The organism is Devosia sp. Root105, assembly GCF_001424865.1.
Lineage (GTDB): Bacteria > Pseudomonadota > Alphaproteobacteria > Rhizobiales > Devosiaceae > Devosia_A.
The window spans coordinates 772,210-784,891 of the sequence record NZ_LMCR01000001.1 but is presented as its reverse complement, the minus strand read 5'-3'; the positions used below and the strand labels follow the sequence as shown (position 1 = coordinate 784,891).

The 12,682-nt window shown below is 65.9% G+C and carries 15 protein-coding genes; 7 read left to right on the top strand and 8 right to left on the bottom strand.

What is annotated here, in order from left to right; translation table 11 throughout:
• Positions 1-26 precede the first annotated feature (26 nt).
• Complete coding sequence (locus ASC68_RS03720; protein WP_055874898.1) at positions 27-1,010, top strand: copper chaperone PCu(A)C; 984 nt, start codon at positions 27-29, stop codon at positions 1,008-1,010.
• 2 nt (positions 1,011-1,012) lie between these two features.
• Positions 1,013-1,612 carry an SCO family protein gene (locus ASC68_RS03715; RefSeq protein WP_055874895.1) on the top strand — a complete coding sequence of 200 codons (600 nt, stop codon included), beginning with the start codon at positions 1,013-1,015 and terminating at the stop codon, positions 1,610-1,612.
• Here the strand turns inward: ASC68_RS03715 and trmD are convergent, their stop codons facing one another.
• The 5 genes from trmD to ASC68_RS03690 all read right to left on the bottom strand — a co-directional run bounded on the left by trmD (position 1,613) and on the right by ASC68_RS03690 (position 5,644).
• Positions 1,613-2,293, bottom strand: coding sequence for a tRNA (guanosine(37)-N1)-methyltransferase TrmD (gene trmD, locus ASC68_RS03710; protein ID WP_055874894.1), 681 nt, complete (start codon positions 2,291-2,293; stop codon positions 1,613-1,615).
• A complete protein-coding gene (gene rimM, locus ASC68_RS03705; RefSeq protein ID WP_244488372.1) occupies positions 2,290-2,826 on the bottom strand; it encodes a ribosome maturation factor RimM in 537 nt (178 codons plus the stop codon). Before rimM ends, trmD begins: the two co-directional genes overlap by 4 nt.
• A 3-nt stretch (positions 2,827-2,829) precedes the next feature.
• A complete protein-coding gene (gene rpsP / locus ASC68_RS03700; RefSeq protein ID WP_055874891.1) occupies positions 2,830-3,225 on the bottom strand; it encodes a 30S ribosomal protein S16 in 396 nt (131 codons plus the stop codon).
• Positions 3,226-3,317: 92 nt separating this feature from the next.
• Positions 3,318-4,922, bottom strand: a complete 1,605-nt coding sequence (gene ffh / locus ASC68_RS03695; RefSeq protein WP_055874886.1) for a signal recognition particle protein — start codon at positions 4,920-4,922, stop codon at positions 3,318-3,320.
• A gap of 236 nt (positions 4,923-5,158) precedes the next feature.
• Complete coding sequence (locus ASC68_RS03690) at positions 5,159-5,644, bottom strand: methyltransferase domain-containing protein (protein ID WP_082527860.1); 486 nt, start codon at positions 5,642-5,644, stop codon at positions 5,159-5,161.
• A 245-nt stretch (positions 5,645-5,889) separates the two neighbouring features.
• Between ASC68_RS03690 and ASC68_RS03685 the strand changes: the two genes are divergently transcribed.
• The 5 genes from ASC68_RS03685 to ASC68_RS03665 all read left to right on the top strand — a co-directional run bounded on the left by ASC68_RS03685 (position 5,890) and on the right by ASC68_RS03665 (position 11,208).
• Positions 5,890-6,435, top strand: a complete 546-nt coding sequence (locus ASC68_RS03685) for a DUF2087 domain-containing protein (protein WP_055874879.1) — start codon at positions 5,890-5,892, stop codon at positions 6,433-6,435.
• Between the two features lie 270 nt (positions 6,436-6,705).
• Positions 6,706-7,608, top strand: a complete 903-nt coding sequence (gene dapF, locus ASC68_RS03680) for a diaminopimelate epimerase (RefSeq protein ID WP_055874875.1) — start codon at positions 6,706-6,708, stop codon at positions 7,606-7,608.
• The gene (mtaB, locus tag ASC68_RS03675; protein ID WP_055874873.1) at positions 7,608-8,873 is read left to right on the top strand and encodes a tRNA (N(6)-L-threonylcarbamoyladenosine(37)-C(2))-methylthiotransferase MtaB; all 1,266 of its coding nucleotides are present in this window, start codon (positions 7,608-7,610) and stop codon (positions 8,871-8,873) included. The genes dapF and mtaB overlap by 1 nt, the downstream gene beginning before the upstream one ends.
• A complete protein-coding gene (gene ftsY / locus ASC68_RS03670) occupies positions 8,873-10,510 on the top strand; it encodes a signal recognition particle-docking protein FtsY (protein ID WP_082527859.1) in 1,638 nt (545 codons plus the stop codon). The genes mtaB and ftsY overlap by 1 nt, the downstream gene beginning before the upstream one ends.
• Positions 10,507-11,208, top strand: a complete 702-nt coding sequence (locus tag ASC68_RS03665) for a septation protein A (RefSeq protein WP_055874870.1) — start codon at positions 10,507-10,509, stop codon at positions 11,206-11,208. The genes ftsY and ASC68_RS03665 overlap by 4 nt, the downstream gene beginning before the upstream one ends.
• 153 nt (positions 11,209-11,361) lie before the next feature.
• Here the strand turns inward: ASC68_RS03665 and ASC68_RS03660 are convergent, their stop codons facing one another.
• The 3 genes from ASC68_RS03660 to ASC68_RS28555 form a co-directional block, all read right to left on the bottom strand.
• Positions 11,362-11,730: a hypothetical protein gene (locus ASC68_RS03660; protein WP_055874867.1), complete on the bottom strand. Its 369-nt coding sequence runs from the start codon at positions 11,728-11,730 to the stop codon at positions 11,362-11,364.
• A gap of 176 nt (positions 11,731-11,906) precedes the next feature.
• Complete coding sequence (locus ASC68_RS03655; protein WP_055874865.1) at positions 11,907-12,446, bottom strand: DsbE family thiol:disulfide interchange protein; 540 nt, start codon at positions 12,444-12,446, stop codon at positions 11,907-11,909.
• Positions 12,443-12,616: a heme exporter protein CcmD gene (locus ASC68_RS28555; RefSeq protein WP_156387223.1), complete on the bottom strand. Its 174-nt coding sequence runs from the start codon at positions 12,614-12,616 to the stop codon at positions 12,443-12,445. The genes ASC68_RS03655 and ASC68_RS28555 overlap by 4 nt, the downstream gene beginning before the upstream one ends.
• Positions 12,617-12,682 lie beyond the last annotated feature (66 nt).

The following is a 12,682-nucleotide window of genomic DNA, read 5'->3' as shown; positions in this document are numbered from 1 at the left end:
GGCCGCAGCCAACAGACGAGAGTCAGATGCACACCACATCCCGCATCGCCGCATTCGCGGCTTCCACCCTCATGCTCGCAAGCCCGGCCTTTGCGCATGCCACGCTCACCCCGGCCACCGCCGCCAACGGCGCGACCGTCAAGGTCGCCATCGCCATCCCGCATGGCTGCGATGGCGCCCCCACCGACACGGTCAGCGTCGTGCTGCCCGAGGGTTTCGTTTCGGCCAAGCCCATGGTGAAAGCCGGCTGGACGGTCGAGATCACCAAGGGCGACTACCAGAACAGCTACCAGGTGCATGACCAGCCGGTGACCTCCGGCGCCCTCGCCGTCAGTTGGGCCGGCGGCTCGGTTCCCGACGACCAGTTCGACGAATTCGTCATCCAGGGCTCGCTGCAGGGCTTTGACGCTGAAACCAGCCTGCCGTTCGTCGTGACGCAGAAATGCGGCGCCGCCTCGGTGGTGTGGGACCAGATCGCTGCCCCCGGCGAGAACGCTCACGCCCTCGAGCATCCGGCTCCCACCCTGGCCGTCACCACTGCGGCTGCCGGCGAGCATGACCACGTCGCCATGAACATGGCGGCTCCGGCCGCGGTCACCATCGGCAACCTCGAAATCAGCGGTGGCTTCTCCCGCGCTACCCTCCCCAATGCGCCGGTTGGCGGCGGCTATCTCACCATCACCAACAAGGGCGGCGAAGCCGATCGCCTGGTCAGCGCCGCCTCACCGGTCGCCGGCGTGGTCCAGATCCATCAGATGAAGATGGAGGGCGACCTGATGAAGATGAACGAGTTGCCCGAGGGCGTCGAAATCCCGGCCGGTGAAACCGTCACCCTGGCGCCGGGCGGCCTCCACATCATGTTCATGCAGCTCGCCCAGCCGCTGGTGGAGGGGACAAAGATCCCGTTGACCCTCAACTTCGAGAAGGCCGGCAGCGTCGAGGTGGAACTCAGCGTCGAGAGCCCGGCCGCCAAGGGTCCGGCTGAAGACCACTCGATGCACGGTGGCTGACCATGAGCGCCATGACCTCGCGCCTCCGCCTCGCGCTCTGGGCTCTGGTCGCGCTGGCGGCAGTGGCGGCAACGCTGCTGTTCTTCGTCACGCGACCCGGGCCTGAAAGCGGCGGCATCGGCGGCGGCAGCTATGCCCTCGTCGATCAACGCGGCAACCCGGTCGACCAGTCGATGCTGGTCGGCCAGCCCTCACTGCTGTTCTTCGGCTATACCCATTGCCCCGACGTCTGCCCCACCACCATGGGCGAGATGGCGGGCTGGTTCGCCGACCTCGGCGACGAGGCGAAGAACCTCAAGGCCTTCTTCGTCACGGTCGATCCCGAGCGCGACACCCCCGAAATCCTCAATGGCTATGTCAGCTGGGTGTCCGACCGGGTGACTGGCGTCACCGGCAAGCCCGAGGAGATCGCCAAGATGATCAAGGCCTGGAAGGTGTTGGGCGAAAAGGTGCCGGGGGAGGGTTCGGATTACACCATGAACCACACTGCCTCGGTGTTCCTCGTCAACGCCCAGGGCGGCTTCGAAGGCACCATCGCCTACCAGGAGGACGCGACCACTGCCCTCGCCAAGATCAGGAAGCTGCTCGGCAAGTCGGCCTGATCAGGTGAGCAAATCCGGCCGGCGCGCCCGTGTGAGCCTCTCGCTCTCGGCGCGCCGCCACTTCTCCACCTTGCCATGATCGCCCGAGGTCAGCACCTCAGGGATCTCGCGCCCCTCGAACAGCTGCGGCCGGGTGTATTGCGGGTACTCCAGCAGCCCATTCTCAAAGCTCTCGTCGGCATGGCTTTCCGCCGCTCCCAGCACGCCGGGAAGCAGCCGCACCACCGCTTCGAGCAGCACCATGGCGGCGACTTCGCCGCCGGCCAGCACATAGTCGCCGATCGAGACTTCCTCGAGTTGCCTTGCCTCGATCACCCGCTGGTCGATCCCCTCGAACCGCCCGCAGATGATCACCGCACCGGGGCCCAGCGCCAGCTCGCGCACCCGCGCCTGCGTCAGCGGTGTGCCGCGCGGCGACATCAGCAGCCGCGGCCGCGCATCGCCTTCCGGCGACACCGCATCGATCGCCTTGGCGAGGATATCCGGTTTCAGCACCATGCCGGCGCCACCGCCCGATGGGGTATCGTCCACCGTCCGGTGCCGGTCGGTGGCGAAATCCCTCAGTTGCGTAGTCTCGAGGCTCCACCGCCCATCCGCCATGCCACGGCCGATCACCGAGGCGCCGAGCGGCCCGGGGAACAATTCCGGAAACAGCGTGATGATCGAAGCCGAAAAGCTCAATCGGGTTCTTCTTCGCCCGGCTCCGCCTCGATCGGCGGATCGATCAAGAGGTACCCATCGGCGACCCGCACCTCCGGCACCACGGCCTTCGAGAACGGATAGAGATAGGTATCGCCCGAGCGGGGGTCGCGGATTTCGAGCAGGTCACCGGCGCCGAAATTCGGCACCGCCATCACCTCGCCGATCTCCGAGCCGTCGGCCAGCCGGGCTTTCAGCCCGATCAGGTCGGCATGGTAGAAATCGTCGTCGTCGGTGTCGGGCAGCAGTGCGCGGTCGACGTAGAGTTCGACCCCGTTCAGCTTTTCCGCCGCATTTCGGTCGTTGACCCCCTCGAGCCGCGCCACGAGCACATTGGTCGTGGTGCGAGCCGCGAGGATCTTGATGGTGAGGCCCGGCTTATTGGTCGAGAGCGGGCCATAGGACGCCAGCGCCAGCGGGTCCTCAGTAAAGGACTGGATGCGCACTTCGCCCTTGATCCCATGGGCCGCGCCGATGCGGCCCATGAGGAGCTTGTTGTCGCCCGCTTGCGCCACGGCTTACTCGGACGCGGCTGCTTCGGCGGCGGCCGGCGCCGGCGCGGCGTCGGCAGCGGCCTTGTCGGCGACAGCCTTGGCCTTGGCTTCGGCGCGCTCGGTCGCCTTCTTACCTGGCACGGCCTTCTCGGGGTTGTTGCGCGCTTCGCGCTTCAACAGGCCCGCGGCGTCGAAGAACCGCGCCACGCGGTCGGTCGGCTGGGCGCCGACGCTCAGCCAATGCTGCACGCGCTCAGTCACCAGGGTGACGCGCTTGTCCTTGTCGGCGAGCTTGGGATCGTAGTTGCCGATCTTCTCGATGAAGCGGCCGTCACGCGGCGAACGGGCGTCGGCGACGACGACGTGGTAATAGGGGCGCTTCTTGGTGCCGGCGCGGGCAAGGCGGAGTTTCAGCGACATTCTTCAGTCCTTCGTATGATCAGTCGTTTCGTTTGGTCGCGCTCTCGAACCGCAAAAGTCTGCAACTTTTGCTGATCACGCTTCCGGTGGGGTTATTTCTTTTTCGGCACGAAGCCGCCGCCGAGGCCGGGAAGGCCAGGGAAGCGCGCCGCGCCGCCAAGCCCGGGAAGTCCCGAGCCGGATTTGAGCAGCTGGCCGACATCGGTCGGCAGCTTGTTCTGAGTGAGCTGTTTCGGCGCCTCGGCCTGCTGCGGCATCGATGCGGGGTCGATCCCCATGCGCCGCGCCAGCTGCTCGAGTTCCTTGGGGTCCATGGTCGAGGGGTCGGGCATGTTGCCGAGCCCCGGCATCATGCCGCCCATCTTGCCGCCGAACATGCCGGCGAGCGAGCCCATGCCGCCCTTCGACACCTTCTTCATCATGTCCGCCATCTGGCGGTGCTGCTTCATCAGCTTGTTGACGTCTTCGACCTTGGTGCCCGAGCCATTGGCGATGCGGATGCGCCGCTTGGCGTTCAACAGTTCCGGGTTCGCCCGCTCCGCCTTGGTCATCGAATTGATGACGGCGATCTGCCGGTCGAACACCTTCTCGTCGATATTGGCGCCTGCCATCGCCTTCTTCATCTGGTTCATGCCGGGCATCATGTTCATGAGCGAGCCCATGCCGCCCATCTTCTTCATCTGCAGCAGCTGATTGCGCAGGTCCTCGAGGTCGAAGACGCCCTTCTTGAGCTTCTTGGCCATCTTGGCCGCATCTTCGGCCGTGACGTTCTGCGCCGCCTTCTCGACCAGGCTGACGATGTCGCCCATGCCGAGGATGCGGTCGGCGATGCGCGAGGGATGGAAATCCTCGAGCGCATCCAGCTTTTCGCCGGTACCGATCAGCTTGATCGGCTTGCCGGTGGCGGCCCGCATCGACAGCGCCGCGCCGCCACGGCCATCGCCGTCGACACGGGTGAGCACGATGCCGGTGATGTCGACGCGCGCATCGAACGAGCGTGCCAGGTTCACCGCGTCCTGGCCGGTCAGCGCATCGGCGACGAGCAGGATTTCATGCGGATCGGTCGCGGCCTTCACCGCTGCCGTCTCTTCCATCAGCTCTTCGTCGATATGGGTGCGACCCGCCGTATCGAGGATCAGCACGTCATAGCCGCCGAGCTTGCCCTCGCGCTGCGCGCGCCTGGCGATATCGACCGGCTTTTCGTTCAGCTGGATCGGCAGGGTATCGACGCCGATCTGCTCGCCGAGCACGCGCAGCTGCTCTTTCGCCGCCGGACGGCGATCGTCGAGCGAGGCCATCAGGACCTTCTTGCCCTGCCGCTCCTTCATGCGCTTAGCGAGCTTGGCCGAGAGCGTAGTCTTGCCGGCGCCCTGCAGGCCCACCATCAGCATGGTCATCGGCGGCGTGGTCGAGAAGTCGATCGGCACCTGCGTTTCGCCGAGCACCTTGACCAGTTCGTCGTGGACGATCTTGACCACCTGCTGGCCCGGCGTCACCGAGCGGGTGACCTCGGCGCCGACGGCGCGCTCGCGCACCTGCTCGACAAAGGCCTTCACCACCTCGAGCGAAACGTCGGCCTCGAGCAGCGCCCGGCGCACTTCGCGCAGCGCCGCATCCACGTCGCTCTCGTTGAGTGCGCCGCGGCCCCGAAGGCCCTCGAAGATTTTCCCAAGCCGGTCGCTAAGGCTTTCGAACATTTTGGTTCCTTTGGTTCCGCAGCATCCCTGCCCCGGACCCGGAGATAGGTAGTCTTGGCCGTTCATGCCATCCGAAGATGGCAGCATCCGCGCAAACGCCAAACCCACCCGAGGGCGCATCGCGCTGTCGGGTGTTAGCCTCCGGGATCTCTTTATACCTTTGCGGGTCCCGGTCGGCAGTCAGGCGTTTGAACCTGATGAATTGGCGCGGTCGATAGAGGGGAAATGCGGCCGAGTCAAGGAACGCGCTCGGCGCGCACCGCCACCATGCCCTGTCCCAATTCGGTGTCGACGCGGAAGCCGACGCCCGCGAGAGCCGCAGCGGCCGCCATGGCAAAGCGATCGGCCGTGCGGATCGCCGGCGCTTCCAGCACCAGCACTACCCGCCCACCCGGCTTGATCACATCGCGGAGCTTCCTGGCCCAGCCGCGATCCGCATGGCGCGGAAAATCGACGTTCACTGCGAAGGCCGCATCCAGCGCGCCAAGATCGAGCGTCTCGAAATCGCTCTCGAACGCGGTCAGCCGCCCAACCCCCTCGTTCCGCTTGATGCAGGCCGCCACCATCTTGCCCGACCGGTCGACGGCCACGACATCGGCGCCCGCCGCCAGCACCAGCCCGGTGGCGATGCCGTGCCCGCAGCCGATCTCCAGCACGGCTTCGCCGGCCTTCGGGGCCAGCAGTTCCACCGCCCAGCGATGACGTCTCGCGATTTCCGCCAAGCGACTCCCCCTTCGTACCCGCCCAGAACTAGCCCGCCCGAAGGTGACCTGAACATGGCCGTTGCCGGCTTTCCCCAGCAGCGCTACATCTTGGCCGGGTCCGCAGTTCACCCAGGCGTCGCCGCCCCATCCGGGGAGCTAAACCTGCCTCATAGCCGAGATCAGCACTTATCCCCGTGCCGCCTCGCAAGCCGGCGACCGCGAACCTTCCTCCGGGGAGTTCGGCACGACGAGGATGAGTTGTGATGACCAGAACTGCTGTCCCCCTGCGGGTGGATGACCTCTCCCCCTTCGCCAAGACGCTCCGCCACGCGCTGACCCAGCACGAGGGCGTACCGAGCCATGTCGAACTCCTGAACCTCATCGCCAAGGCGGCGGGGTTCGCCAACTACCAGCACCTGCGCGCCGATGCCGGCACCGCCGGCCGCCTCGCCGCTGCCGCCGAGCCCACCCCGCCGGCCGACCTCAGCCAGGTCGAAAAGGCGGCGCGCTATTTCGATGCCGAGGGCGTATTGATGAGCTGGCCGGCGCGGCTCAACCTCCAGACCCTCAGCCAATGGGTGTTCTGGTCGCGTATCCCGCCCGAGACGGTGTTTTCCGAGCGCGAGATCAGCGAACTGATCCGCCACTGGCACGATTTCGGCGACCACGCCCTGATCCGCCGCGCCATGGTCGATGCGAAAATGCTCGAACGCACCGTCGATGGCCGCGAATACCGCCGCATCGAACGCGCCCCGCCCCCGGAACTGAAACCGCTGCTGGCGCATCTGGCGGCACGGGTAGGCGCCTGACGCAACCACCGGCGCACGTGGCCCCACCCCACCCTTGATCCCTCCCCATCGAGGGGAGGGAGACGCGGTGGATGGTTTAGTGAACCGGCCCCCTCCCTCCCCTCTGATGGGGAGGGTAGTGCAGCTTGGCGCTCGCAATCGCGAGGGCCTAGCGGAACTGGGTGGGGTGGGGCTGCTTGCACCATATATCCGGGACTCACCCCCGCCACTGGCAATTTCGTGTCAGTTCCGCCATATACAGCCTCAACTGAGACCCAGCAGGTCAGGCCCATGTCCACCGCCCCATTCCTCAAGATGAACGGGCTCGGCAACGAGATCATCGTCGCCGACATGCGCGGCCGTGCCGATCGGATCACCCCGGCGGCTGCCGTCGCCCTCAATGCCGACCCGGCTACCAAGTACGATCAGATCATGGCCATCCATGATCCACGCACCCCCGGCACCGCCCACTATATCGAGATCATCAACTCCGATGGCTCGCTGGCCCAGGCCTGCGGCAACGGCATGCGCTGCGTCGTCCAGGCGCTGAGCGCCGAGACGGGAGAAAAGCACTTCGTCTTCGAGACCCTCGCCGGCATCCTCACCGGCGACGAGCATCCGGATGGCTCAATCACCGTCGATATGGGCAAGCCCCGCTTCGGCTGGGAAGAGATCCCGCTGGCCGAGGAATTCTACGACACCACCGGCATCGAGCTGCAGATCGGGCCGATCGATGCGCCGATCCTCCACACCCCGTCGGTTGCCTCGATGGGCAACCCGCACGCCACCTTCTGGGTCGAGGACGATGTCGGCAATTACGCGCTCGATCGCTTCGGCCCGCTGCTCGAGAACCATCCGATCTTCCCCGAGCGCGCCAATATCTCAATCGCCCAGGTCGTGGCGCCCGATCACATTATCCTCAGGACCTGGGAGCGCGGCGCCGGCCTGACCCGCGCCTGCGGCACCGCCGCCTGCGCCGCGCTGGTCAACGGCGCCCGTACCCATCGCACCGGCCGCAAGGCCACGGTGACCCTGCCCGGCGGCGATCTCGTCATCGAATGGCGCGCCGACGACCACGTGCTGCTCACCGGCCCGGCTGAGTTCGAGTTCTCCGGCAGCTTCGAGCCGTTCACCGGCAGCTGGCGGCGCGATCAGGACTCCAGCCAGATTTCGACCGGTCAGGTCTCGGCCTGATGTCCATCGAAACCCTGACCTTCGGCTGCCGCCTCAACGCCTATGAAGGCGAAGTCATGAAGGCCGAGGCGGAAAAGGCCGGGCTCGACAACACCATCATCATCAACACCTGCGCCGTCACCTCCGAAGCGGTCAGGCAGGCCAAGCAAGCCATCCGCAAGGCCAAGCGCGACAATCCCGAGCGCCGCATCATCGTCACCGGCTGCGCCGCGCAGACCGAGGCTCGCAGCTTTGGCGATATGGCCGAGGTCGACCTGGTCATCGGCAATGCCGACAAGCTGAAGGCGGAAAGCTATGCTCCCATAGCATTCGGCGTGCCGCTCAACGACAAGGTGCAGGTCAACGACATCATGAGCGTGCGCGAAACCGCCGCGCACCTGATCGAGGGCATGGATGGCCGGGCCCGCGCCTTCGTCCAGGTGCAGAACGGCTGCGACCATCGCTGCACCTTCTGCATCATCCCGTTTGGCCGCGGGCCGTCGCGCTCGGTGCCGATGGGTCTGGTGGTCGAGCAGATCAAGAAGCTGGTCGGCAACGGTTATCGCGAGGTCGTGCTCACCGGCGTCGATATCACCTCTTACGGCCCCGACCTGCCGGGCACCCCGACGCTGGGCAAGCTCACCCAGCAGATCCTCCGCCACGTCCCCGACCTGCCGCGGCTGCGCATTTCGTCGATCGATTCGATCGAGGCCGACCCGGCCTTCTATGACGCCATAGCGTCCGACCGCCGGCTGATGCCGCATCTGCATCTCAGCCTGCAGTCCGGCGACGACATGATTCTGAAGCGCATGAAGCGCCGCCACTCGCGCAGCGAGGCGCTCGAGGTGGTGGCAAAGCTCCGCTCGCTCCGCCCCGATATCGTCTTCGGCGCCGACATCATCGCCGGCTTCCCCACCGAGACCGACGAGATGTTCGAGAACTCGCTGAGCTTCGTCACCGAGGCCGAACTCACTTACCTGCACGTCTTCCCCTATAGCCCGCGTCCCGGCACCCCTGCGGCGCGCATGCCGCAGGTCGATGGACGGACCGCCAGGGCGCGCGCCGCGCAGCTCCGCGCCGTCGGTGAAACCCAGTACGAGAAGCTGGCTCTGTCCCGCATCGGCATGGTCGAGAACGTGCTGATCGAAAAGGACGGCATCGGCCGGCAGGAGCAGTTCGTCACCTGTTCATTGCCGGGTCATCTGCCGGGAGAAATCGTACCCGCCCGTATTACCCATTTCGCCAATGGCAACCTCGTCGGCGAAGCACTGAGGTCCGCAGCCTGATGGCCGAACAAAAGAAAAAAGGCTTCTTCCAGCGCCTGTTCGGCGGCGGCGACAAACCGGCCCCAGTGCCGGCGCCGGAGCCGAGCGTCGCCGAGGAACTTGAAGCCGACATCGTCCTCGACGAAGTGGTCGAAGCCGCTCCGCTGGTGCTGCCGCCCGATCAGGAGATCGCTCTCGAAGAGGCGATGCACGAGGCCGGCCTGCTGATCACGCCGGACGCGCCGCCGGCGCCGCCGGAGCCGCCTGCCGAGCCCGAGCCCACCGTCGAGGACGAGCTGGTCGCCGACATCATCCTCGACGACATCGTCGAGGCCGCGCCGCTGGTCCTGCCACCCGACCAGGAGATCGCTCTCGAGGAGGCGATGCACGAGGCCGGCGAGCTGGTCACGCCCGAGGCGCCGCCGGCCCCGCCCGAGCCGCCGGCTGAGCCCGAGCCGTCCGTCGAAGACGAACTCGTCGCCGACATCATCCTCGATGACATCGTCGAGGCCGCGCCGCTCGTCCTGCCGCCCGATCAGGAGATCGCCCTCGAGGAGGCGCTGCACGAAGCCGGCCAGACCATTGAAGGTCCACCGACCGATACCGGCTCCGAGCCGCCGGCCGGCCCACCTGAGGCCACCCCCGCTTATATCGAAGAGGTCGAGGAGCAGCAGGCGCCCGAACCGGCGCCGGTTCTGCCGGTCCCGGTCCCCGCCGCTCCCGCCGAACCGCCGAAAAAGCAGAATTGGCTGCAGCGCCTCGCCTCCGGGCTGAAGCGTTCCTCCGATCAGCTCACCGGTTCGATCGCCGCGGTCTTCACCAAGAAGAAGCTCGATCAGGCGATGCTCGATGACCTCGAGGACATCCTGATCCAGTCCGATTTCGGCGTCGACATGGCGACCGACGTCACCGAGGCGCTGCGCCGCGACCGCTTCGATCGCGACATCAGTTCGGACGAAGTGCGCGACGTGCTGGCGACTGAGATCGTCAAGGTGCTGGAGCCGGTGGCCCAGCCGCTGCTCATCGATGCCGGCACCAAACCCTACGTCATCCTGATGGTCGGAGTGAACGGCACCGGCAAGACCACCACCATCGGCAAGCTCGCGAGCCTCTATGGCGCGCAAGGCAAGAGGGTGATGCTCGCCGCCGGCGATACCTTCCGCGCCGCGGCCATCGAGCAGCTGCAGGTCTGGGGCGAGCGCACCGGCGCTCCGGTCGTCACCAAGCCCGCCGGCTCCGACGCCTCCGGCCTCGCCTACGAGGCAGTGGAGCGCGCCAAGGCCGAGGGCGCCGACATCCTGATCATCGATACCGCCGGCCGGCTGCAGAACCGCGACGAGCTGATGAGCGAGCTCGAAAAGATCATCCGCGTCATCAAGAAGGTCGAACCGTCGGCGCCGCATGCGACGCTTCTCACCCTCGACGCTACTACCGGCCAGAACGCCCTTAATCAGGTCGAAATCTTCGGCAAACGTGCCGGCGTCACCGGCCTGGTGATGACCAAGCTCGATGGCACGGCGCGCGGCGGCATCCTCGTCGCCATTGCTCGCAAGTTCGCCCTGCCCGTGCACTTCATCGGTGTCGGTGAAGGCGTCGATAATTTAGAGGCGTTCGCAGCGCGCGACTTCGCCGCCGCGATCGCAAGGACCGCAGAATGACCGAAGAGACCAAAGACGCCGAAGTGAACTGGGCGGAGCTGCGTCCGCAGCTGATCCGCATCGGGCTGGAGATCGGCCCGCTGCTGATCTTCTTTATCTGCACCACGTTCGGTGAGAGCTGGCTCGATGCCAGCCCGGCGCTGCGCTCGATGTTTGCCAGCCCGATCATCTTCGCCACCGCGCCGTTCATGGTCGCCATGGTGATCTCGCTGGGGATTTCCTGGCTGGTGTTCAAGCGCGTCGCGGTGATGCCGCTGGTGACGCTGATCGTCGTCCTGATCTTCGGCACGCTGACCCTGCTGCTGCAGGATTCGATGTTCATCAAGATCAAGCCGACCATCGTCAACTCGCTGTTCGGCGCCACCCTGCTCGGCGGGCTGGTGTTCGGCCAGTCGCTGCTGAAATACGTGTTCGGCGAGGTCTACCACCTGCAACCCAAGGGCTGGCAGGTGATGACCATGCGCTGGGGGCTGTTCTTCTTCCTCCTCGCTGCGCTCAACGAGTTCGCCTGGCGCGGCTCGAGCCTGTTCTTCACCGACCCCGATGCAGCCGACAAGTTCTATGCCGGCTTCAAGCTCTGGGCAGTGATGCCGATCACCATCGTCTTTTCGATGATGCAGCTGCCGCTCCTCACCAAGTATGCCGCCGACCCCAAGCAGCCCATCGAGGTCATCCCCCCGATGGACCCGCTGCCTTGATTTCTCAGACGCCGGTGGCTGTGGCCCCCCATCCCTCCCCGCAAGGGGGAGGGAGACGCAGACTGAGATGCTGGTGTGAGGGTCTCCCTCCCCCTTGCGGGGAGGGGACAGGGGTGGGGGTCGGCAAGCTCCGGCCCCGCCTTGTTGACGCTGCTAATGCTTGATCAGCTGGTCCTTGGTGACATTCAGCGTCATGCCTTCGCCTGATACCGAGTCGATCTGCTCCGGCATGACGTAGCGATCCGCGGCGAACAGCCCGTCGGCATCGATCCTGACGAAGCCCTGGTGCACCAGGCGGTCGCGGACCTCCTCGGGCACATTGTCGTCGGTGAAGGCCCGAGCGATCACGTCGAACAGCGTATCGTCGGTCCGCCGGCCGGAGGGCCCGCTCGCCTCGACTTCCGGGGTATCGGGATCATCGTCACCGAACTGCACCCAATCGACCTTGCCGATCTCATGGTGCTCGCGGTCGAACACGCGCATGCCCTGCTCGACGAAACGCAGGCTGGAACTGGTTTGCATGGTGTCTCTCCTCAGTTGAGCGCTTTCAGGAAAAGTTGCAGACTTTTCCGGTTCGAAAGCGCGATGAATCAAAGACGTGGAGCATTTCGTCGTTCACCAGAACGTCGAAATGCTCCTGCGCCGCTTGAGGAAGAATGTGCGTTGGTCGGCGGAAGTTCCCGACCTTAGCCGTTGGTTCAGCCCGCTTTGGCCTTCTCGATCGCCGGGATCACTTCCTTTTCCAGCGAATCCGGCGAGATCGGCCCGACGTGCTTGAAGGTGATCACGCCCGCCGCGTTGACGACGAAGGTCTCCGGCACGCCATAGACGCCCCAGTCGATCGACACCCGGTTGTCGGCGTCACCGCCGATCCGCTGGTACGGGTTGCCCAGTTCGGTGAGGAACGCCACCGCGTTTTCCGGCGCATCCTTCTGGTTGATGCCGAAGATGCGCACTCCGGTCTCGGCCTTGAGCCGCTCGAGCAGCGGATGTTCCTCGCGGCACGGAATACACCAGCTGGCGAACACGTTGACCACTGTCACCTCGCCCTCGAGCGAGGCGGTATCGAACCCCTCGACCCCGGTGCCGGCCACCGCCGGCAAGGCAAAGGACGGCGCTGGCTTGTTGATCAGCACCGAGCGCACCAGGCTGGGGTCGCGATCCATGTTCAGCGCGAACACCGCAACCAATCCCACCAGCAGCAGCAGCGGCAAGACCGCGAGGAGAATACGCTTCAACGCTTGCTCTCGTCCGAACGGCGGCGGATGCCCGCCTTGTCGAGCGCCTTGAGCCGGGCATCGACCCTGACCGAGTCCCAGACCACATAGGCGACCAGCGCCACTGTCAGCACTGCCACCCCGACATAGGCCCAGGCGATGAATTCGATATGCGCGCCCTCTCCGATCACTTGGCAGCTCCTGTTCCTCCCCCGCGGGGCGGGGGAGGGGGACCRGCGAAGCTGGTGGAGGGGGGA

What these genes read in the sequence shown, in the direction of transcription:
- ASC68_RS03715 (WP_055874895.1), top strand. Translation starts at nt 1,013, where the DNA reads ATGAGCGCCATGACCTCGCGCCTCCGCCTCGCGCTCTGGGCTCTGGTC.
- rpsP (WP_055874891.1), bottom strand. Translation starts at nt 3,225, where the DNA reads ATGTCGCTGAAACTCCGCCTTGCCCGCGCCGGCACCAAGAAGCGCCCC.
- ASC68_RS03665 (WP_055874870.1), top strand. Translation starts at nt 10,507, where the DNA reads ATGACCGAAGAGACCAAAGACGCCGAAGTGAACTGGGCGGAGCTGCGT.
- ASC68_RS03685 (WP_055874879.1), top strand. Translation starts at nt 5,890, where the DNA reads ATGACCAGAACTGCTGTCCCCCTGCGGGTGGATGACCTCTCCCCCTTC.
- ffh (WP_055874886.1), bottom strand. Translation starts at nt 4,922, where the DNA reads ATGTTCGAAAGCCTTAGCGACCGGCTTGGGAAAATCTTCGAGGGCCTT.
- ftsY (WP_082527859.1), top strand. Translation starts at nt 8,873, where the DNA reads ATGGCCGAACAAAAGAAAAAAGGCTTCTTCCAGCGCCTGTTCGGCGGC.
- ASC68_RS03720 (WP_055874898.1), top strand. Translation starts at nt 27, where the DNA reads ATGCACACCACATCCCGCATCGCCGCATTCGCGGCTTCCACCCTCATG.
- dapF (WP_055874875.1), top strand. Translation starts at nt 6,706, where the DNA reads ATGTCCACCGCCCCATTCCTCAAGATGAACGGGCTCGGCAACGAGATC.
- mtaB (WP_055874873.1), top strand. Translation starts at nt 7,608, where the DNA reads ATGTCCATCGAAACCCTGACCTTCGGCTGCCGCCTCAACGCCTATGAA.
- ASC68_RS03660 (WP_055874867.1), bottom strand. Translation starts at nt 11,730, where the DNA reads ATGCAAACCAGTTCCAGCCTGCGTTTCGTCGAGCAGGGCATGCGCGTG.